A 21,440-nucleotide genomic window follows, 5' to 3' on the forward strand; every position below is an offset into this window, starting at 1 on the left:
TTTCTTTGTCGCTTTGGACAAAGAAATGACGTGCCGCCACGCACAGTGGCTAATAGCGATAAAGAGAAAATCCGACTCTCGCAGACCACTAACGCCGAAAGCACCAACCCGGCATTGACTCAGAACCACTAACCCCAGAACCGACCACCCAGCACCTCCCCAGGCTAACCCTCCCCCAAATCCCGGATCGAGTGCGAACGGAACTCACTTCCTCACCTCCATCCCCTTCTCCGTAATCAACGAATCAAACTGATCCAGCTGAGAAAACCGCACCGCCTTGACCTTCCCCAACTTGCTGGCATCGACAACCAGATGCCTTTCAACCGCGCTCTCCATCGCCGCCTGCTTGATCGCGACTTCGTGGAAGTTCCAGCACGTCACGCCACGCGTCTGATCCACCCCGCCAGCCGAAATAAACGCCTTGTTAATCCCCATCCGCCGTAACGTCTCGATACTTTCATCGCTGGAAAACGAATCCGATGAAGGCGCATAAACGCCGCCCAATAAAATCATTCGCACGTTGGTCTTGCGCCGCAAAATCTCGGCCACGTTCAGCGAATAACACAGCACGGTTAAATGCATGTCGGCCGGAATGAGCCGCGCCAACGTGGTCAGCGTTGTCCCGCAATCGATGAAAATGGTCTCGTTGTCCGCAAGCAACCGCGCAGCCACCGCCGATGCCTCCGCCTTGGCCTGCGCAAAATGATCCTGCTCTTCGTCAATCGTATAACCCGCGCCGTTCGGCACATCCGAGGCGCGAACGATATAACCGCCAAGGTAAGTGAACGTCCCCGGACTCGACGCTATGTCGCGGCGAACCGTCATCTCCGATACATCGAGCAAGGTCGCCGCATCGCGAAGACGCATCACACTTTGCTCACGCAAAGCATCGGCAAGAACACGCAAGCGATCGCTTTTGGTCATTCGCAGAGGACGGTGGACGCAAGCTGCACGTCGTGAATGTGGTTGTTAGATTTTGTTCGCCAGATGAAATGATTATAACAAGCGACCCCGCGAAAGGTGATCGGGGAAAACGCTTTGCATTTGCAGGGCTGATGAAGCAGGCGGCACGCTCAAGGACTAACCACGACTAGCCGGCGGCGCGCGCCCGGATCAGCGCGGCGGCCGATGTAATCGATGTCTGTTCTATCGCAACTTTGGCGATACCCGGCAGCGCGTCTTCCGCGAGTTGCGTCAGCGTACTTCCCGGTGGCATTTCAACGAACACCCGTGCGCCGAGTTCGCCCAGCACAATAGTGGAGTCGTGCCAGCGAACGGGGTATCGGAGATTCGTCGCGAGGTCGGTACGGATAGCCTCAGCCTGGCGCAAAGGCCGTGCGCCGCGATTGCTGATATAGGGAATCGTCGGCGCACGGAACGCGATCTTGTTTGCGGCTTCGGTGAGTTCGCGAGCGGCATCGTCGAGTAGCACGCAGTGGGACGGCACGCTGACCGCCAACCGCTCGGTTTTGCGCGCGCCGGCTTCCAGCGCGCGTTTAGAAACGTGGTCGAGATCGGCATCGGCACCTGCCACCACGATCTGTCGCGGCGCGTTCAAATTTGCTATGTAAGCGGCCTGCGTATGAGCATTTGCGATGACGGCATCCAGTTCGCGCTCGCTTAAGCCGGATATCGCCAACATCCCGTAGCCGTGCGGAAAAGCGCTCTCCATCAATTGCGCGCGAAGGTGAAGTAGCTGCAAGGCATCGCTGAAAGATAGAGCATTGCACGCAACCGCAGCGCCATACGCGCCGACCGATAAACCCGCCACCGCATCCGCCACGATGCCTTCATCCTGCAACGCTCGCACAGTCGCGACGCCCGCAACGAGCAAGCTGAGTTGCACGGCGACGGTTGAGCTCAAAGCATCGGCGTGATCGAGCGAGAGCACGTCCATATGCAGTACGTCGGACGCTTCTTCGATGGTTTCACCAATGCGCGCGTGCGGCATCGTGCCTCCAAGCGTGCGCAAAAATCCCGCGAATTGCGAGCCTTGGCCAGGGAAAAGGAACGCGATCATGCCGCTTGACTCGTCTGCCACGGATCGGCGGCGAGCTTCGGACCATCGGCGCAACGCAGCATCACGCGTGCGCCAGGATGCACGTATTCGGCCAGCGAGAACGCGCCGTCGCGCGTCTGGATTTGCATATCAATGCGTGTGCCGTGGTCGAGCGCGGCCTGGGAGAGCGCATCGAATAATGGCTTCGCTGCGGTGCGATCGAGTCGATCTGGCGCGCGGAGCAGCAGGTCAAGATCACTCGTTTGCGTGACCGTTGGACATCCGCTTGCGAGTTCAAAGCCGACGCTGCCAGTAGGTCCCCACGTGCAGCCGGTTGCATCGCAGATTGGGGCGACCGCTTGCAGCAATGCAAACGCGGGCAACTTTGCGCGCGTTGTTGAGGGCTTTGAGTTTACGAGAAGGGTTTCGGGTTCCAGGACCTGTTCAACATAACGCGGATCAAGCCATGAGCCGAAACGTTCGCTGCGTATCGTGCCGCGAATACCGACCGCGATCAGCGCGTTCACCGACACCGCCCGTCGAACCACCACGAACGGCGCTTGCTTCAGCGATGCTGCAACCCACGCCGGGGCATCGGAGAAATCCGGCGTACCCGGTGCGAGCCGCAACAGGTCATGGGGACTCACGACGCGTCCCATTGCTCCGCCATGCGCTTGCGGACTTCTATTGACGCCGCGCGAATCCGCTTGGCATCCGCCGACTGCAACCGCGATGAGAGATCACGCGGACCTTTGCGCGTATCCTCAATGGCAGCGATCAACGACCCACGCACGCGCTCGATATCTTCGTGCCCGGGCGTATCCGCATTGATTCGGGCGATAAGCTCATGCAGCAGCCCAAGCTTCGCGTAAGCGCTTATCTTGTACGACATCGGCAACACGCGGTCGCCGAGTTCATCGAGTCCTTCAACGCTACGGCGCGTGACCCGCGCGGCCGCTTCCTTGCCCATTGCATGCACGGCGATGCCGTCCGCGTCCAGCGCGATGATCCGGTTCGCCTGATAACCATGCGCGAGAAAAGCGCCGGACATCGCCGGGCCGACAATCAACGCGATCACAGGATGACCGGCGAGCCGCGCGCTTGCATATGCATCGACGCCGGCGGCGCACGCGAGATGCACGCCAAGCAGTTCTTCGCGGCGCCCATAAGCCTGACTCTTCACATCGACGATAGCCACGATCGGGCGCTTCACCGGAGCATCGCGGTCCGCCTCCATCGCGTTGCGCACGGCGCGCGCGAGCAGCCAGCCTTGTTCGAGGCCGACCACGTTATCGGTCGCACGCGGAAAGCGGTTATGCGGATCGGGAACGACGGTGATGAAACGCGCGCTTGTGTCGCCAAGCGGTGCGTCGGCGCTGCGGATCGGGCCTTCGTTGCCTTCGTTGCCTTCATTGCCCGAAGCCGAGCGCTCGTTCGACGCGTTCGACGTCAGGGCGTCGAACCAGATTTGCCCACGTGATGCGCTCATCAAACCTCTCCTTGCCAAAGCGTCCGCAACACAGCGGGATCGATTGCCGATGGGTCCACGCGCGCAAGCCGTTCAAGTTGTGCATCGACCTGTTCTGTTCGATGGCTCGCCGGCACGCCGCTTGCGAACGCGCCGAGCACGGCGTCGCGAACCTGATCGGTATCGTCTTCCACGAGGGTATCGACCAGGCCCACGGCCGCGCGTTGCTCGCCGCCGATCATCGACCAGATGAGGCGCCGGTCGTGTGAATCGAGTTCTTCCACTCCAGCTTCCTGTTCGATGACTTCAGGCCCGTTCATCCCGAGCCGTGCCTGCCGCGTCATGATCAACCGCGTGCACAACGCCGCTGCCAGCGACATCCCGCCGAAGCAGCCGACCATGCCGCCGATCACGCCGACCACCGGCACATGCCGCCGCAATGCGACGATTCCCGCGTGAATCTCCGCGATCACCGCGAGACCGAGATTCGCTTCCTGCAGCCTGACGCCACCCGTTTCGAACAGGATCACTGGCAGGATCTTGCGGCCTGCTTCGAACTCGCGCACGGCCATTTCAAGCGCTGCCGCGATCTTCGTACCCGACACCTCGCCGATGCTGCCGCCCTGAAACGCAGGCTCAATCGCCGCGATGACCGCCGCTTCACCGCCAAGCGTACCGCGCGCGATGACCGCGCCGTCATCGGCCTGACAGACCACATTCTGCATGGCGAGCCACGGCGATTCGAGCCGGTCGAACGGCCCGATCAACTCGCGGAAGGTGCCGGCATCGAGCAATGCGCGGGCACGTTCACGCGCGGTCAGTTCGATAAAACTATGCTGGGCGATGAAGGTTTCGTGAACGCTCATGACACGTCTCCTTCGCTCGCTTCCACCGCTTCGGCGAGCCGCAGCATGACAACGCCGGGCGTTGCGCCGAAGTCATTGAGTTCGAGCCGCGCGGCGCCGTCGTAGCGCGAGAAGAAGCGGTCTAGCACGCTTTTCCACACGTGTTCATAACCGTCCACGCTCGTGCGGATCACGACTTCCGCGTGTTGACTCTCCGACGGCGACAGGAGGATCTCCAGGTCGCCCGAGCCGACCACGCCCACGTGCGCGCGTTGCGGCACGGGGCGGGTGGCGGGATATTCGTAGCGCAAGTTTTCCATGGCGTATTCTCCGCGTCAGCCGACGCGCGGCAGGGTATCGAGGAAGAGGGTGGCAGCCAGCAAATCCGCCGCGCCTCCGGGAGATGCGTTCAATTCGGTTAGACGTTGATCGAGGCGGGCGAGCGCGGCGCGGCCTTGCGGTTGTGCTGCGCCGCCTGCTTGCAGCGCGTCGCGGGCGCCTCTTTGCGCGGCCTCAAGCGCGACCTGGCCGCCGCGATGCAGCAGGCAGGTATCGTCGAGCGTCGCGATGATGGCAAGCAGTGCATCGAGCCTCGCTTCATCTTCGGTTGCGCCGTTCTGACGCGATCGATTCAGCGCGGGCAAGCCGACATCGAGCACGTGCGGAAAACCTTCCGCAGCCTGACCGCGTGCGCCGGCCACGCCGAAGCGCTGGACCACACGCGCACCGTTGCTCAGCGCAGTGGGCGCTGGCGCGAAACGGTCGTCGAAGCGAGCAATGCCCGCCGCTTGCGCGCAAAGTTCGAAGGGCTCTCCCAAAGGGCTCATTGCTGCGGCTGCGCATAACAAGCCGACAATCCAGATCGCCCCGCGATGCGCATTGCTGCCGTTCGTTGCGCGCAGCATCGCCACTTCACCTTCACGTCCGATACGCGCAAGTTGTTCGCGCAGCCGTTGCGAAGGTTCTTGATCAACGGCTGCGCGAGCCAGCGCGAGAAAAGTCGGCCGCAACGAGCGCGCCGAACGCAGCATGGTGTCGAGGTCGAGATCACGATGCGCGCCGCTGCCACGCCGGTCCACGAGCGCGGGTTTCGGCGTGAGGCACGCCTCATCGATCAACGCGATGACTGCCAGATCCGCGAGGGTCGACGGAGCGCAGGCAACGTCGATGAATACGGGTTGAGTGCAGGCCATCGCGTTTCACCAGCTACGGAATTGTGCCGGCGGCTGGTACAGCCCGCCCGACCACGCGACCAGGTCGTCAATACTCCGTGCCGCCAGCAACGAGCGTTTCGCCTCGCCGCGCCGGATGCCCAGGTCTTCCGGGTACGCAACAATGCCACGCCGCCGCAATTCCGCCGTCTTGGCGGGGTCGGCGCGCATGCCGATGGGTGTGACCCCCGCCACGGCGCGCAACGCCGCGCGGCGCTCTTCCACGCCTTCGGCCGCGTGTAGATACGCGATTCCTTCTTCCGTCACGACATGGCTTACGTCGTCGCCGTAGATCATGACCGGGGCTATCGGCATGTTGCTTTGCTTGCCGACGGCGATTGCATCGAGGGCATCGACAATAGTCGGCTCACCGCCCTTCTTGAAGGTCTCGGCAGTTTGCACGACGAGCTTGTGCCCGCGCCCGATATCGCTGTTCGGTCCATCGTTTTTCATCAGCGACAACCACGCCGCGCTCGAATGACGGCGCCCGCGCGGATCGTGTCCCATGTTCGGCGCACCGCCGAATCCGGCAAGGCGGCCGAGCGTGACGGTCGATGAATTCGCGTCGGCATCCATCTGCAACGTCGAGCCTATAAAAAGATCCACGCCATATTGACCCGCAAGCTGGCACAACACGCGGTTTGATCGAAGGCTGCCGTCGCGGCCGGTGAAAAACACATCCGAGCGCGCTTCGATGTAATCCTCCATGCCCACTTCGCTGCCGAAGCAATGCACGCTTTCCACCCAGCCGCTCTCGATCGCCGGGATCAGCGTGGGATGCGGATTGAGCGCCCAGTGCGTGCAGATCTTGCCCTTCAGCCCATGCGCTGCGCCATAGGTCGGCAGCAGCAATTCGATCGCGGCGGTGTCGAAGCCAATGCCGTGGTTCAGTGCGGTTACGCCATAACGCTCGTAGATGCCGCGTATGGTCATCATCGCCATCAGGATCTGCAATTCGCCGATATGACGTGGATCGCGCGTGAACAGCGGTTCGACGGCAAACGGCCGGTCGGCCTGCACGACGACGTCGACCCACGAGCCGGGGATATCGACGCGCGGCAGTTCATCGACGATCTCGTTCACCTGCGCCACCACGATCCCATGACGGAACGCGGTCGCCTCAACAATGGTCGGCGTGTCCTCGGTGTTCGGACCTGTATACAAATTGCCGTGGCGATCGGCCTGCACCGCGCAGACCAGCGCGACTTGCGGCGTCAGGTCGATGAACATGCGCGCATACAGTTCTATATACGTATAGATCGCACCAATCTCGAGCTGCCCGTCTTCAAGCAACTGCGCGACGCGCAGGCTCTGCGGTCCCGCAAACGAGAAGTCCACTTTGCGCGCAATGCCGCGTTCGAACAGCGTCAGATGCTCGGGCCGGCTGATGCTGGAAATCAGCAGATGAACGTCATGCACACGCGCTGGATCAAGCTTCGCGAATGCGCGCGAAAGAAAGTCGGCCTGCTTCTGGTTGTTGCCTTCCAGCGCGACGCGATCACCAGATTGAATCAGTGTTTCCAGGGCGTCGACAATGCGTTCGGCCTTGAGTACACCGTTGTCGAGCCAGCCTTCGATAGCCTTCAGGCGCCGGGCCTTTTCCAGCGCACGCGTGTTCCACTGGCGCGGTGCTGGGGTGGTGTCGGCTTGTGCGGGAGGATTCATGTGGCCTCGTATTGAGCAGGATCAGCGGAACGAAATCAGCGCTCAGGCTGACCGCGCAGTGGAAGGACGGCGACGCTTCTTTGGCTGCGTGGCTTGAGCCTGCACTTGAGCGTCGTGGAGAAAACGATAAACCAGTTCGCCGGTCGCGAGCAGATGGCGTGCGACCAGCGTTTGCGCCGCTTCGATATCGCGGGCATGCAGTGCGTCAAGAATGGCTTCGTGCTCGGCGTCGGACTGTCCCTTGAACGTGGGCATGCCGAACTTGAGCCGCAGATAACGCTCGCCCCGCCGATGCATCGTACCAATCAACTCCATCAAATGGGGGCGCTCAGCGGGCGCGTACAGGCTCATGTGGAATTGCTCATTACGTACTACATACAGCGCCTGATCCTGTTCGCTGGCGGCGGCCTCGAGCAATCGGCGCGCTTCGGCCAGTGTTGCGTCTGTATGACGCTCGATCGCAATGCCGATCGCCAGACTTTCCAGCGACGCGCGGATCTCATAGATCTCGCGGGCCTCATCGGGCGATTGCAGGCTGACCGACGCACCACGGTTCTGCTCGATGGTGACCCAGCCCTCGGTGTCCAGCTGCCTGAACGCCTCGCGCACAGGAATGGCGCTGACGGAGAACTGCCTGGCAATAGCGTCCTGACGCAACGGTTCGCCCGGCAGAAGCGTGCCTTCCACGATAGCCGAGCGCAACGCGTCCGCTATATAACGCGACGTGCTCTGGCGTGGCTCGAATTGCGCCTCGCGAAAAAGGGGATTCAGCTCGTTTTTCATGCTTTTTTCTACCGAAGCTAGGTACAAGTGCGGAGTGGTCAACAGCTCATTTTCAAATATTATATATGAAAATGCACTTTTGGGGCCTGAAAAGCAGACCCGGTGCTCAAGCGCAGACGTCCGGACTCGCAAACAGAGCGCGTCGTTCATATCAGACTCATTCAGGTTTACACCTACCAGGAAGACAGTCATGCCAAGCACGCTGGAACGTTCGATAGGCGCCAACCGGCGCATCCGTACGCCACTGAACCGGACACAGATCGTAGGCTTCTGGGGTGCCTGGGCCGGATGGACGCTCGATGGCATGGACTCCTTCATCTATGCGTTGGTGCTGGCGCCTGCGCTGACTGAACTGCTGCCGAAGTCCGGCTATGCAGCCACGCCCGCGAATGTCGGGCTGGCAGGCTCCATCCTGTTCGCGCTGTTCCTTGTGGGTTGGGGGCTGTCGTTCATCTGGGGGCCGCTCGCTGACCGCTTTGGACGCACCAAGGTGCTTGCCGCCACTATTTTCACCTTCGCGATCTTTACCGGACTCGCGGCGACTTCACATACCGTCTGGGAGCTGGGTATCTATCGTTTTCTTGCGGGCGTGGGTATTGGCGGGGAGTGGGCGCTGGCCGGGACCTATGTGGCGGAAGCGTGGCCGGAGGATCGCCGCAAGATGGGCGCGGGGTATCTCCAGACGGGGTATTACGCGGGCTTCTTCATGGCCGCCGCACTCAACTATACGATCGGCGCGACCTTCGGCTGGCGCGCGATGTTCCTTGTCGGTATCGTGCCGGTGGTGGTGTCCATTGTGGTGTTGCTGCGCGTGAAGGAAACCGACAAGTGGCAGAAGGTCGAGGCAACCGTGGTCAAGAAGGCGGGTTCGCTGCGATCGATTTTCTCGGCGCAATATCGGCAGCGCACGATCGTTGCGACTGTGTTGCTGACTGTTGCGATTATTGGACTGTGGGCGGGCGCGGTGTATGAACCGTCGGCGGTTATTCAGCTTGCGACCAAAGCTGGAATGACGAAGGCGGATGCATCCAGGACGGCGTCGATTGCGACGGGTTTGTTGTCCATCGGAACGATCATCGGCTGTCTCGCGTTGCCGCCGATGGCCGAACGTATTGGGCGGAAACTCACGCTCGCGGTGTACTTCGTGGGCATGGCGGTGTCGATCGCACTGGCGTTTGGTTGGGCGTTTTATCTAGAGAATGGACTCGTGCCGTTCATCGCGCTGTTGGTCGTGCTTGGTTTTTTTGGCGGCAATTTCGCGTTGTTCAGTTTGTGGTTGCCGGAGCAGTTCGAGACTCGCGTTCGAGCGACGGCGTTTGCGTTCTGCACTTCGATAGGGCGCTTCTTTGGGGCTATTGTGAATTTTGGGATCGGCGCGATGGTGTTGCACATGAAGACGCTCGGCATGCCTATTGCGCTGACCGCTATCGCGTTTGTGATCGGGTTGGCGGTGATTCCGTTCGCGCCGGAAACGAAGGGGCAGGATTTACCAGGTTAGGGGCGCTCGCGCTGGTGGACGGGGAGGGGATGTTGGTCGGGGGTGGTGGTTTGGGGGGTAGTAGTCGGGGTCTATGCCGGGGTGCTGCTTTCAGCGTTAGTGGTCAGGGGTCTATGCCGGGTTGCTGCTTTCGGCGTTAGCGGCTTGCATGAGTCGGATTTTCTCTTTATCACTATTAGCCACTGTGCGTGGCGGCACGTCATTTCTTTGTCCAAAGCGACAAAGAAACGAAGCAAAGAAAACGCTTTAACCGCTCTACCCTAAGTGTCCACAGCGTGCAGTTTTGATTCATAGGTGCCCCAAAAGCACGGTGCTCGCCAGAGCCACGGATGTGTGAACCCCTCTTTCTCCGAACACCGATACCCACACGCTTCGCCACCAGTGATTGAACCTGCCCAAGGAGCACCCCGCGCTATCCGCGGACAACCTCCCTCCAAATGTGTACGCGCCTCGAACCACGTCGCCAACCCTGCTGGAAATGAGGTCGCGAAGATGCGGGCGGCCGTAACCGACGAAATAGCTGTACAGAACGCGCAGCCAATTCACAAAAACTGAAGCGGTAACCACAAACACGCATCAAGCTGTGACCTATGAATACGGTCGCACAGACCAAGTAGCTAACCTGTCAAAAAACCGCAGCCGTAAATATCTGTAAGGCCGTGCGGGTTCATTGGCAATTGTGCTTGCCCGAGAGCGTACGGGGCGAAGCGTGTTCGTGTCAGGATTCGCGAGAAGGAGGGGTTCACACATCCGTGGCTCTGGCGAGCACCGTGCTTTTGGGGCACCCATGAATGAAAACTGCACGCTGTGGACACTTAGGGTAGCGTGTTTGAAAGCGTTTTCTTTGCTTCGTTTCTTTGTCGCTTTGGACAAAGAAATGACGTGCCGCCACGCACAGTGGCTAATAGTGATAAAGAGAAAATCCGACTCTCGCAGACCACTAACACTGAAAGCACCAACCCGGCATTGACCCTCGACCACTAACACTGAAAGCACCAACCCAGCATAGACCCCGACCACTAACACTGAAAGCACCAACCCGACATTTCCCCAGGCAGTTCGATTCTTCGGCAGCGCAGGCTTGATGATGACGAAGAGCGGGATGAGCAGGCAGACGGTGCATCCATATCGCAACGCCAGCAAGGTTAGCTGCGGTGCATATCCGACTGCCATCTTCGCTATCGGGAATCCTCCCGACCAGAGCAGCACAAAAGCCATCTTGGCGGCGGAAGTCTTAATGCTTGCACGGCGTCGAAACATCGGCTTGCAGCATTGTTGCTGACTCGAGTGTTCTGCTATCCCGCGTAGCGTTTTCTTTTCTTATCGGTGCTTCAAGCGCCCGCCGAAGCAGGCGTCTGGTCGGGAAGGCAAATTTCCAAATGCCTGGCGCAGGCGCAAGCGACGCGAAACCCGCGATGTTTCCGTCGTCGCCCGCATGTTGCCGGCGGCGCAGAGGCGCACCATTGCCGCCGACCGTCAAAAGATAGCGGTTAACCGTGCTGCTGCTGGTTGCCTCCACCGCCGTGGCCGCCTTGCCCCCCACCGCCGTGGCCACCACCATTGTTCCCTCCGCCGCCATGACTCGGCGGTGGTCCCTGAGGGCGCCCACCGCCGCCGGGCTGCCCTGGAGGGCGGCCGCCAGCGCCATGACCGGGCGGTGGTCCGGGAGGACGCCCACCTGCACCTTGACCCGGCGGTGGTCCGGGAGGACGTCCACCCGCACCTTGACCCGGTGGTGGTCCAGGAGGACGGCCGCCGCCATGACCGGGCTGCGGTCCCGGCGGAGGACGTCCGCCATAACCCGGCGGGCGGCCGGGACCGCGCCCAGGAGGCGGATGATTCGCCCAGCGTGATTGCTGGTTATACCAAGGGCGGCCGCGATAATAACTGCCCCAGTACGAACCGATGGAAAACGTCACAATAGGCAAACCGATCGTGGTTCCGTAAGTCAGGATCGGGACATTGCCACCTTGGTACGGATAGCTGAGACGCCCCGCGTAGACCCAGCCGCGCAAGTTGGGCACCACCACGTCGCACCAGGTGTAGCCACTGACGCAACCCATGACCGTGACGGGCACGCCGCCCGGCAATTGAGTCACGATCGGATAGTCGCTCGCCGGCCCGGCGCGCATGTTGACCGGGCTATTCGTGTACGCCTGCTGCTGCGCGAACGTCACACCCGGCAACGCCAGCAACCCCGCAAATCCAATACAACCCCATTGAAGCAATTGTTTTCGCATATGGCCTCTCATCGTGGGAGTGCGACTTCCGATGCTTATCGGGACCGTCCCCTTAATAGCAGTATTCGATCCCGACATCCCGAAAGCCGGACGGATTAAGCAAGTATGGAGTTCACTCTTCATGGCGTCTATGCGGGTGAAACCTCCCGAAACAGAAATTTGGATAAACTTGAATCCGTCCCTGATGATCCGCAGCGCTTGGGGTCCGCCCAAGCGTCGCCGCGGCGAATCCACCGTTGACGCAGAATGGCGACGACACCTGGCATGAGGATTACGAGGATCGCGGCGCTCCCGCCCGAGATGGAGACGCTCGAAGCGGCGTCATGGTCGCAACCAACATCAACCAGGGACACCGCATGCTTGTTGGAATACGCGAGGCCACGGTCGAAGACGCGCAGGCTATCGCCACGATTCACGTGGACTCATGGCAGGCGGCTTATCGGGGAATCCTGCCCGAGGCCTACCTGGCGAATCTGGCCGTGGCGCAACGAAGCGAGGCATGGCGCAAGTCGATCATCGCCGGAAGGCCCCGGGTGCTGATCGCTCATGCCGATGCCGATGCCGACGACGCGATTCTCGGTTGGGTCGCATTCGGGGACTCACGGGATGGGGACAAGGATCATCGCTGGGCCGAAGTGGAGACGCTTTACATCGCGCCGGCTTTCTGGCGTAAAGGCGTCGGCAAGCGACTGATCGATGCTGCCCGGCACGCGCTGCAGTCCGCGGGATATACCGATGTCGCCCTGTGGGTCTTGCTGGACAATCGTCGCGCGCGCGCCTTCTATAAACGAAGCGGCTTTGTCTGCGATAACTCGAGCAGAGGCGTTCAACTCGGCGGCAAGTGGCTGACCGAGCTTCGATACTGTTGCGCGCTCGGCGGGACCTGAGTAACTGCTAACCGCTTCATCGCAGGGCGAGCGCGGGCGGCAGTTCCCTGACAAACAGGAAAACAGCGTGGCACGCGATAGCTGTCGCTCAAGCAAGCCCCTTCTCCGCGAGACGTTGGTAAAAAAGCAGATCAAGTTCCGGCGCTCGTCCCGCTATACCGGTCAGCAGCGCATGCACCTGGCCACGGTGATGCGTCTGGTGATTGAACCAATGCGCGAGTGCAGGCGCGAGAGGTTGCGTGATCGCGTCCGGCGTGGAGACGCGCCGGTACGTGATCGTGCCTTCCAGCGAAGCATCATCAAGCCCTGTTACGTGCCGCACGATCCGTGCATCCTCCCTCTCACGCGCATGGCGCAGCGACTCAAGTTCCTCGAAGAGGATCGCGTCGAGCCTGTCAGGTGAATTCCCCTCGCCGGTGAAACGAAACATCCATACGCGGTCGGTCACGAGCAAGTGATTGAGCGTCCCGTGTACCGATCTGAAAAACGCGCCCCGGTCCGCTCGATAATCGGCGTCGCTGAGGAGCGCGGCGGCATCGAAGAGTCGTGTGTTCGCCCAGGCGTTGTAGCGCGCGAATGTGTCGAAGTGCTGTTTGAACAGGCTCTGCATGTCGTCCTCCTTGCGGCTTTAAATCGTTCGTCCTGCATGGATATTAATATTGATAGAGTTGACGTCAATCTTGATTCAATTCATCAATGTGAGATCCCCATGGCATGGATGACGGCGGCCGAGGCCTTGAGCGTATTGAACGTCCGCGCGCAGACGCTGTATGCGAACGTGAGTCGCGGAAAAATCCGCGCAAAGTCCGATAAGACAGACCCTCGCCGCAGCCTTTATCACCGCGACGATGTATTGCGGATGGCGGAGCGCCGTAGCGGACAGCGCAAGGTCGAGAAGGTCGCAGCGCAGACAATCGACTGGGGTGATCCCGTTTTGCTTTCCGCTATCTCGACGGTATCGAATGGCAAGCTTTGGTATCGCGGGCGGGATGCCGTCGAGCTCGCGAACGCGGCGTCGTTTGAGGAAGTCACCGGGCTGTTATGGGAGACCGATGCGGTCTTGATCAAACCGTCGGTTACGCGCAAGGCCGCCGGCGCCGACGATCCTTTGACCGCGAGTCTCGTCGCTTTGGCCAGGCGTAGCGCGCGTGATTTGCCATCGAGTGGACGCACGCCTGCTGTGCTGCGAGACGAGGCCGCCAGCGTGCTTTCGACGCTTGCACAGGCCATCCTTGGCGGTACAGCTTCTTCGCGCGCAGGACGCACGTTAAGCGAGCGCATGGCCGTATCGTGGGGACGCAGCGAGGCGGAAGACGCAATTCGGCGCGCCCTCGTTTTACTCGCCGATCATGAACTGAATGCATCGACCTTCGCGGCGCGCGTCACCGTGTCCACCGGCGCGTCGTTATCGGCTGGCGTGTTGGCTGGCCTCGCTACGCTCACTGGACCGTTGCATGGAGGGGCATCGTCGTCGGTTCGCGCGCTGATCGAGTTGGCAGCCGATATCGGCCCTGAAGCGGCCGTGCATAACTGGCTGGCGCAAGGCCGCGCGTTTCCGGCGTTCGGGCATCCGCTATATGCCGATGGGGACCCAAGGGCGAGCGCTCTGCTGAGCACAGTAAGCGTGCCGCCGCTTTACGCGGAACTTGCCACATGCGTGGAGAGGGCGGTTGGCGAGCGGCCGAACGTTGACTTCGCGCTGGCGGTTCTTGCCGCTGCGTTCGATCTGCCGACGCATGCGCCGCTGTCGCTGTTCGCGCTTGCGCGCTGTGCTGGCTGGCTCGCGCACGCGCTGGAGCAAGCGCAAACGGGCCGCCTGATCCGGCCTCGCGCACGTTATGTCGGGTTACAACCGAAGCCCGCGGAGTGAGTCTGCCCGAGCGGCAGACTCATTAGTTCAAGCATCCAGGTCGATGGCGATTTTCCGAAATGTGCTGTGCTTGCAAGGAAGCGGTAAGCATCGACGATTTGCTCGAAGCCGAATGCTCATAGATCACCGGCTTGATGCCAGTCGTGGCGATTGCGCGCGGCATCGGCGAGATTCGCTGTCGATCCCGTGTGACCGCCCTCAATAGGCTTCCAGGTCGCTACCCGTGCCTGCGCTTACCGCTCGTTCTCCAGACCTCCGCTCGTCCTTTCGCGATTCACGCTGCCGTTTGTGTCAGTGCGTTCGGCCGTGCGCGCTTGGCCAGATCCAGTAACAATCGTTTCACCCGGTGTTGTTGCACGGCCACAAGATCGCTCTCATTCATCAGGACCCGGAGCCGGCTTTCCCAGTACTCCTGGTCCATGCCGTGGACGGGTCCAGCCGAACTGACGCGCACGACGGACCTGACCATGCGTTCGATATGGTCAAGCTGGTGATCGGCTAAACTTGCGGGCATCAAGTTGCCGGGATTAAGCGACGGTGCTTTCTTTAAAGCGCTCATTTGCTGATATCTCGTCTGCTTCGCTGAGCTGCCTCAGGAAGGGTGCTGCAATCAATTCGTCCGGACATCGCTGATCAGGCTGCTCATTCTGCCAATACCCATACCCATGGCGATGAACGAGCGGGGCGGTTTTGTTTCCCGCTCCCGCCGCCTTTTGATGGAAAAGCCTGCGCTTCCCGCTTGCAATGCCGTAAACAAGGCATTTGCCTCTCATGATGCGGAATGGACAGCGAAGTTATTAATCTGAAGATAGCGCACAGTTTTTGGCAGGCTTTACCCTATGTCTCAGTTCTCGAAATAAATTGATCATCGCGACCCGGGCAGGATGGATCGGCTGTTTGGAGGCACTAACAGGTAATGAAAATGGCTTCGTATACCCGCCGCGACGGGCTCGCTCAGGCTGCCGCGCCGGACGCTGGCATCGTCCGCAGCAGTTTCAGCACGTACGCCTCGGAGGTGGACCAGCAGCTCCTCGCCTGGCGCGACCGGGTGGGGCATGTCGTTGATGTCCTGCCTTCAAAGGCGCAGATCGCGGGCGGCTTTAACGGCCGTATCGACCGGTATGCAGTGGGCGATTTCATCTTCACGGATGCCGTCACCGACGCCATGTCGCTTGAACGCTCGGTTGCGAGAGTGTCCGCCGACGTTCGGCGGGACTATGTTTTCCACATATTCGTCCAGGGCGAGGTCGACGCGGTAGTGGGCATGCAGAAGAAACGCAGCGCCCCGAATCCGATTCAGGGAATAGTCGTTTTCGACATGGACCAGCCGTTTCGCACCGAGCGGTCTGCGTGCCAGGTGTTGACCATGTTCGTGCCGAGAGCGGTCGTGGAGGCCGCGATTCCAGACGCGGATTCGATTCATGGGCGCGCGGTCGAGCACGGCGCGCCGTTGACCCAACTGGTGACGAATCACGCGTTGGCGCTGAGCCGCGACCTGGCCGGAATGAACGCGGCGCAGGCGGCGCGGGAAATGGATGCCGGCGCGCAACTGCTGCTCGCGGCTTTCCGCAAGCAGGCAAGGCTGACCGGCGACGCCCGCGCGGCGGTGCAGGCGGCCATGATGAGCCAGGTGCGGCGGTATGTCGAAGCGAATCTCAACCAGCCTGATCTTTCGCCAACCAGCGTGGTGGATGCGTTGCACTTGAAGCGCGCCACGATCTACCGCTGGTTCGAGCATGAGGGCGGACTGGGCGCGTATATCCGCAATCGCCGTTTGCGCGAGGCGGCTGACGAGCTGGTCCGCTTCCCCCACCTTCAGGTTGTCGATATTGCCTACGGGCTGGGGTTCAACAGCGCGTCGGATTTTACGCGCGCGTTTCGCCGCGCCTACGGCATGAGCCCGCAAGATGCGCGCGCTCGCGCGCTCGAGTTGCAGCGGGCAAGCAAGCTGGACCTGATGTCGTCGTACGGGCCGGGCGGCAGATAGCGCGATAACCCCGCGATAACCCGGCGCGCCAGCCCAATCAGTCGGGCGCCGTTTCGGGGAAGCGCTGCAGGGCAAAAAGCGTGATGCAGATGGCGGCGATCAGATACCACGCGGGTATCATCGGATTGCCGGTCGCGGCGATCAGCCACGTGACGATAAGCGGCGAGAAGCCGCCGAAAATCGCCACGCCGAAGCTGTACATGATGGAAAGCGCGGCGGCGCGATGTTGCGGCGCAAAGGCCTCCAGCATCATCACCGTGCTCGCGCCAGCATTGCTGAGCGCGACCGCCACATACCCAAGGATGATCAGCAGCGCGGTGACATTGCCTACGCCCATTCTCAAGGCGAAGAAGGCCGGGTAAGTCAGCACAAGACAGATCACGAGCGCCAGGTACTGGATTGGCTTGCGGCGCTTTTGGCCGTCGGCGATCCGGGCCACCAGCGGGTTCGCCACCAGGATCACGAGACCGGACAGGCTGGCGGTCAGCAGGCTGATGGCCGGGGGCCGATGCAATGTACGCACCAGATAGCTCGGCATATAGAACACCGTGATGTAGATACCGATCGACGGCGCGGCCATCATCAATGTTCCGTAGAACAGCGGGCGGGCGTGCTTTGAGAACAGAGTCGCGAGCCGGGGGCGCTTGGGTACCTCCATGACAACTGAAGGCATGCTCCGGCGCAGATACCAGCCGACGGGGCCGATCAACCCACCGAGCACAAACGGAATCCGCCATCCCCATTCGTGCATGTCGGCCGGCGAGAGCAGCTCGGTGGTAGTTGCGCCGACCATCGCGGCGGCAAATGCGGCCGCGCCCTGGCTCGCGCCACGCCAACTGGTGAGATAACAGCGGCGGTTGCGCGGGACCGACTCCATCAGCACGGCCGACGCCGGCCCGATCTCGCCTCCTGCCGCGAGCCCCTGCATGAGTCGCGCGAGAACCATCAACACCGTTGCAGCCGGGCCAATGGAAGCAACCGTGGGCAGGCAGGCGATCAGCCATGTGCCGAGTGTCATGAATGCGAGCGACCAGGTCATGCCGGCTTTGCGGCCCCGGCTGTTGGCGATCTGCCCGATGATGATTGCCCCGAGCGGGCGCATGACGAAGCCCGCACCGAAGGTCGCAAGCGAGAGCAGCAGTGAGGACAGCGGGTTGTGCGACGGGAAGAAGAGCTTGCCGATGATGACGGCGGAGAAGCTGTAGACCGTGAAGTCGTACGCGACAAACGCGTTACCAATAATGGTAGCCAGGACGACGCGGGCGGGTTTTGCTTTTGGGGGGTGGGTCAGGTGGTCTGCTGCGGGGTGCATAGGCGCGGTCTTGGGGGCGGCGGTGCCGATACGCATAAGTTACGCACGCGTTGCGCATGAGTTGCTATCTTTGGCTTGGGCGATGCGGGGCAATGATAAGGCAACGCGACTATTTGTGCTTGAGGCCGCATCGGCGCTGACCCCGACCCAGCCTTCAACATCTCCCACCGACCGCCAGCGCCCAAAACCTATCCAACCCCTATGGCAACTGCTCGGCCAACGCGTCAAATTCACCCGGCCATTGGGCTCGCCACGCGTCGCGCGTCGCGCCATCGACCCATGCTCCGTCGATGCCGTTGAGCATGAAACCCTTCAAATCGCCGATGCCAAAGCCGAAATGGCTGAACATCAGTTCCCACGCTTCACTCGGATTCACCTTGTGCAGCGCTGGGTCGTCGGTATTTGGATGAATCTTCAAACCAAGCCCGGGCATGCGGCGGATCGGATGCAACTCCGCCCATTTCTCCGGCGGCAAAATGCGCAAGTAATAAGAGTTGCTAGGCACGACCGTGAACACCAGGCCAGACGCGGCATATTTGGCGGCCAGCGCGGGATTATCGACGATCGTATAACCATGATCGACACGATCCACCTTCAGCAACTCAACCGCAGTCTCCACATTGCGCCAAGGCATGCCGAACTCGCCCGCATGCGCGGTAGTCTTGAAGCCCGCGTCCCGGGCATTGCGATAAGCCTTCCAGAACAATTCCGGCGGCCGGTCATTTTCACGATAATCCACGCCAATGCCGGCGACTTCATCGGCGCGATGGGCTTTCATCCACTCGACCAGGGTCACCGCTTCGTCGGGATCGGCCTCCCGGTCGATACTCGGAATCAGCAGCGCGGACATTCCAAAGTCCCGCGATGCATCGCGGATCGCCGCGACAATGCCGGCCTGCGCATCGCCGTACGCAATCTTCGATACCCGTACCGTGCCGGTGGGATTCCAGAAGAATTCTGCGTGGCGCACGTTATGCGCGGCGGCGTCCTCCAGATATTCGTACGTGATGCGGTGCAGGTCATCGGCGTTGGTGAGCAGGTATTCATCAAGCGCGCGCAGCACGCGCAACACGCCAACCGGCTTCTCGCCGCGCGTATAAAACGCATCGATCTCCGTCCGCTCGATCGGCGCATGGCTTTTTTCTGCCAACGCGATAAACGTCTGGTGCCGAACCGCGCCCAGCAAATGGCAGTGCAGTTCGACCTTCGGGATTGCCTTGAAAAATGCCCGATGCGCAGGCGTGATCTTGATGCCGGTGCGTGAAGCGGGCACATTGCCAAATGTCTCGTTCATATTCCAGGTACTTGCGGGAGTGCAGGATTAATGGTGTTTAACAACGGTCCAGAAGTAATAACCAAGCGGAATCGCCAGCACGACAAGACCCCAGGGGACTTCTTTAAAGCGGCCTGCGAGCAGCTTCACGATCACGAAACACAACAAGCCGCCCGCAATCCCTGTGCCGAAACTGTTCGACATCAGCGTGAGCAGGACCATGGAAAGGACCGGGAAAGCGTCCGTGAAATCGTCGAAATGCGCGTGGCGGATCGTGCTGAACATCGACAGGCCGATCAGGATCAGCGCTGGCGCGGTGGCTTCCTTCGGAATCGCGAGCGCGACCGGTACGAACAGCAGCATCAACGCGAACATGCCTGCCGCAGCCAGCGATGAGAGGCCGCTGCGCCCGCCCGCTTCCACGCCCGCCGCCGATTCGACCAGCGCCGTGAGCGCAGGAATACCGAACACGGGGCCGAGCGTGGCCGCGATCGAATCGACGAGGAACGGACGGTTGATATTCGGCAGGTTGGCGTTTTCATCGAGCAGGTTCGCTTTGGCGCCGACCGCGAGCGTCGTACCCAGTGTCGAGAAAAATTCGGCTGCGAAGAACACGAACAAATAAGGAATGGCAGCAACGGTCAGCGCGCCCGGAATATCGAGCTTGAACGCAACGGGCATGATGTCGTGCGGCAACGAGATCATGGCTTGCGGCAGATGCGTGACGCCCAGCGGTACGCCCGCCGCCGCCGCGATCAGGATTGCCCAGAGAATGGCGCCGGGAACGCGCCGCCCCTGCAACACCACGGCTGCGGCCAAACCAATCAACGCGACAATCGTGCCGGGCCGTGAAAAATCGCCGAGGGCCAGCGCATTGGTCTTTGCGTTTGCGATCACCATACCCGCGTTACGGAAGCCAAGCACCGCGATAAAGAGCCCGATGGACGCGCCCAGACCGAGCTTGATCTGAGCCGGGATCAGCCGCACGACCAGACTGCGTGCGCCGACCAGCGTGAGGATCAGAAACAGCACGCCGGAGATAAACGCAATGCCGAGACCGGTTTGCCAGGCGACGTGTTCGGTCGCCGCCAGCGTCACGCCAAGGATCACCGACCCGCCAATCCCAGGCCCGACGATAAACGGCAGATTCGTATAAAGCCCCATGAAAATGGTGCTCAAAACAAAAACGATGATGGTCGATGTGGTCGCCGCACCCCGATCCATGCCGCCCGTTGCGAGCAGCGACGGGATCACGACGAGCAGATACGCCGCCGCGAGAAACGAGGTAATGCCTGCAAGCGTCTCGATGCGCACGCTGGTATTGCGGGCGCTCAATGCAAAGCGGCGATCCAGCCAGCCGCTCGATGTTTTTGATGCGGCGAGCTCGGGAGAAGCCATCGAAGATTCCTTGTTCACTATTATTTCCTTTACCTGTGCCGACTTGGTCGCGCTTTATACTGCGGCGCATTGTCCCCAAGCGGTGGCGCTCAATGTCCGATCGTTCGTCCCTCTTACCCGCGCTGACGTTGCGGCAAGTGCAGTACTTCGTTGCGCTCGCGCATGCGCGCAGCTTCACACAAGCGGCGCAATCGCTCTCGCTGACACAACCCGCCCTGACCGCCGCGATCCGGCAGATCGAGTTCCTGCTCGGCGGTCCATTGTTCGCGCGTTCCGCTCACCGCCTCACGCTGACCGCTGCCGGCGCCAGCATACTGCCGCTCGCCGAACGCCTGCTCAACCATGCGCGCGGTACGTTCGACGACATGGCCAGCACCTTCGCCGAGCAACTGCAGACGGTGCGCATCGCGATGATTCCATCGGTGGCGGGGCGTCTGCTGCCGGTGCTGAACGCGTTCCGCGAACAACAGCCGTCGCTGCGCTTCACGCTCACCGACCTGCCCAATAGCGCGCTGATCGACGCTGTGCGCGATGGCGTCGCGGACATCGGCATTGGCGTGCATGAGCCGGAAGCGAACCACGAGGCCCTGCGTTTCAAAGACGTCTTCGAAGACGAGATCGTCGTGGTCCTGCGGCGCGACGACCCGCTCGCCAAACGCAAGACCCTGCCGTGGGCGAAGCTTGTCGGCCGCGATCTCGCCGTGTTCGTGCGCGGCAGTGTGAGCGACGCGCTGCATCGCACGAGTGGCGATGAAAAGCTGCGTCTCTCGGTGGCGTACCGGATGGAATACTCCGAGCCGCTCTACGCGCTGGCGCGCAATGGACTCGCGATTGCAGTGCTGCCGAGCCTTTACACATTGCATCTGCACGATCCCGAGCTCGTGGCGCTGCGCCTCGACAAACCGCGCGTCACGCGTGCCATTGCGTTGATCTCGCTGGTGGGCGAAGATCGCGGCCCGCACGCGAAAGCGTGCTGGGACTATATTGCCGCGCACATTTGAAGC

20 protein-coding genes are annotated in these 21,440 nt (G+C 61.2%); 5 read left to right on the plus strand and 15 right to left on the minus strand.

The features are described from left to right. Nucleotides 1–204 precede the first annotated feature (204 nt). The 9 genes from HB376_RS35385 to HB376_RS35425 all read right to left on the minus strand — a co-directional run bounded on the left by HB376_RS35385 (nt 205) and on the right by HB376_RS35425 (nt 7,971). Complete coding sequence (locus HB376_RS35385) at nt 205–924, minus strand: DeoR family transcriptional regulator (RefSeq protein WP_213768352.1); 720 nt, start codon at nt 922–924, stop codon at nt 205–207. Between the two features lie 166 nt (nt 925–1,090). Then, nucleotides 1,091–2,020: a malonate decarboxylase subunit epsilon gene (gene mdcH / locus HB376_RS35390; protein WP_213768353.1), complete on the minus strand. Its 930-nt coding sequence runs from the start codon at nt 2,018–2,020 to the stop codon at nt 1,091–1,093. Beyond that, entirely contained in the window at nt 2,017–2,658 is a 642-nt protein-coding gene (locus HB376_RS35395) for a malonate decarboxylase holo-ACP synthase (protein WP_213768354.1), read from the minus strand. Before HB376_RS35395 ends, mdcH begins: the two co-directional genes overlap by 4 nt. Further along, nucleotides 2,643–3,488, minus strand: a complete 846-nt coding sequence (gene mdcE / locus HB376_RS35400) for a biotin-independent malonate decarboxylase subunit gamma (protein ID WP_213768355.1) — start codon at nt 3,486–3,488, stop codon at nt 2,643–2,645. The genes HB376_RS35395 and mdcE overlap by 16 nt, the downstream gene beginning before the upstream one ends. Beyond that, nucleotides 3,488–4,333 carry a biotin-independent malonate decarboxylase subunit beta gene (locus tag HB376_RS35405; RefSeq protein WP_213768356.1) on the minus strand — a complete coding sequence of 282 codons (846 nt, stop codon included), beginning with the start codon at nt 4,331–4,333 and terminating at the stop codon, nt 3,488–3,490. The genes mdcE and HB376_RS35405 overlap by 1 nt, the downstream gene beginning before the upstream one ends. Further along, on the minus strand, nt 4,330–4,632 hold the full coding sequence (locus tag HB376_RS35410; RefSeq protein ID WP_213768357.1) for a malonate decarboxylase subunit delta: 303 nt from the start codon (nt 4,630–4,632) through the stop codon (nt 4,330–4,332). Before HB376_RS35410 ends, HB376_RS35405 begins: the two co-directional genes overlap by 4 nt. 15 nt (nt 4,633–4,647) lie before the next feature. Further along, nucleotides 4,648–5,505 (minus strand): triphosphoribosyl-dephospho-CoA synthase, encoded by an 858-nt coding sequence (locus HB376_RS35415; RefSeq protein WP_213768358.1) that lies wholly within the window; start codon nt 5,503–5,505, stop codon nt 4,648–4,650. A gap of 6 nt (nt 5,506–5,511) precedes the next feature. Further along, entirely contained in the window at nt 5,512–7,188 is a 1,677-nt protein-coding gene (mdcA, locus tag HB376_RS35420) for a malonate decarboxylase subunit alpha (protein ID WP_213768359.1), read from the minus strand. A gap of 42 nt (nt 7,189–7,230) precedes the next feature. Further along, nucleotides 7,231–7,971, minus strand: coding sequence for a GntR family transcriptional regulator (locus tag HB376_RS35425; protein WP_213768360.1), 741 nt, complete (start codon nt 7,969–7,971; stop codon nt 7,231–7,233). Nucleotides 7,972–8,161: 190 nt separating this feature from the next. Here HB376_RS35425 and HB376_RS35430 point away from each other — a divergent pair, with 190 nt between their 5' ends. Next, the gene (locus tag HB376_RS35430) at nt 8,162–9,469 is read left to right on the plus strand and encodes an MFS transporter (RefSeq protein ID WP_213768361.1); all 1,308 of its coding nucleotides are present in this window, start codon (nt 8,162–8,164) and stop codon (nt 9,467–9,469) included. Between the two features lie 1,490 nt (nt 9,470–10,959). Here the strand turns inward: HB376_RS35430 and HB376_RS35435 are convergent. After that, a complete protein-coding gene (locus HB376_RS35435; protein ID WP_213768362.1) occupies nt 10,960–11,709 on the minus strand; it encodes an SH3 domain-containing protein in 750 nt (249 codons plus the stop codon). Between the two features lie 323 nt (nt 11,710–12,032). On the opposite strand from HB376_RS35435, the gene HB376_RS35440 reads away from it, so the two are divergent. After that, nucleotides 12,033–12,596 carry a GNAT family N-acetyltransferase gene (locus HB376_RS35440; protein ID WP_213768363.1) on the plus strand — a complete coding sequence of 188 codons (564 nt, stop codon included), beginning with the start codon at nt 12,033–12,035 and terminating at the stop codon, nt 12,594–12,596. Between the two features lie 88 nt (nt 12,597–12,684). Here the strand turns inward: HB376_RS35440 and HB376_RS35445 are convergent, their stop codons facing one another. Beyond that, on the minus strand, nt 12,685–13,206 hold the full coding sequence (locus tag HB376_RS35445) for a DinB family protein (RefSeq protein WP_213768364.1): 522 nt from the start codon (nt 13,204–13,206) through the stop codon (nt 12,685–12,687). Nucleotides 13,207–13,305: 99 nt separating this feature from the next. Between HB376_RS35445 and HB376_RS35450 the strand changes: the two genes are divergently transcribed. Beyond that, nucleotides 13,306–14,466 (plus strand): citrate/2-methylcitrate synthase, encoded by a 1,161-nt coding sequence (locus HB376_RS35450; RefSeq protein WP_213768365.1) that lies wholly within the window; start codon nt 13,306–13,308, stop codon nt 14,464–14,466. A gap of 274 nt (nt 14,467–14,740) precedes the next feature. Here the strand turns inward: HB376_RS35450 and HB376_RS35455 are convergent, their stop codons facing one another. Further along, nucleotides 14,741–15,025 (minus strand): hypothetical protein, encoded by a 285-nt coding sequence (locus HB376_RS35455; protein WP_255631748.1) that lies wholly within the window; start codon nt 15,023–15,025, stop codon nt 14,741–14,743. Between the two features lie 363 nt (nt 15,026–15,388). Between HB376_RS35455 and HB376_RS35460 the strand changes: the two genes are divergently transcribed. Then, nucleotides 15,389–16,453, plus strand: coding sequence for an AraC family transcriptional regulator (locus HB376_RS35460; protein WP_255631749.1), 1,065 nt, complete (start codon nt 15,389–15,391; stop codon nt 16,451–16,453). A gap of 37 nt (nt 16,454–16,490) precedes the next feature. Here HB376_RS35460 and HB376_RS35465 read toward each other — a convergent pair whose 3' ends face one another. The 3 genes from HB376_RS35465 to HB376_RS35475 all read right to left on the minus strand — a co-directional run bounded on the left by HB376_RS35465 (nt 16,491) and on the right by HB376_RS35475 (nt 20,436). Beyond that, nucleotides 16,491–17,801 (minus strand): MFS transporter, encoded by a 1,311-nt coding sequence (locus tag HB376_RS35465; RefSeq protein WP_255631751.1) that lies wholly within the window; start codon nt 17,799–17,801, stop codon nt 16,491–16,493. A 163-nt stretch (nt 17,802–17,964) separates the two neighbouring features. Next, nucleotides 17,965–19,059 carry an adenosine deaminase gene (locus HB376_RS35470; RefSeq protein ID WP_213768367.1) on the minus strand — a complete coding sequence of 365 codons (1,095 nt, stop codon included), beginning with the start codon at nt 19,057–19,059 and terminating at the stop codon, nt 17,965–17,967. 27 nt (nt 19,060–19,086) lie between these two features. After that, nucleotides 19,087–20,436 (minus strand): NCS2 family permease, encoded by a 1,350-nt coding sequence (locus HB376_RS35475; RefSeq protein ID WP_213768368.1) that lies wholly within the window; start codon nt 20,434–20,436, stop codon nt 19,087–19,089. Between the two features lie 92 nt (nt 20,437–20,528). Here HB376_RS35475 and HB376_RS35480 point away from each other — a divergent pair, with 92 nt between their 5' ends. Further along, nucleotides 20,529–21,437 (plus strand): LysR family transcriptional regulator, encoded by a 909-nt coding sequence (locus HB376_RS35480; protein WP_213768369.1) that lies wholly within the window; start codon nt 20,529–20,531, stop codon nt 21,435–21,437. Nucleotides 21,438–21,440 lie beyond the last annotated feature (3 nt).

The organism is Caballeronia sp. dw_19 (assembly GCF_018449515.1).
Classification (GTDB): Bacteria; Pseudomonadota; Gammaproteobacteria; order Burkholderiales; family Burkholderiaceae; genus Caballeronia.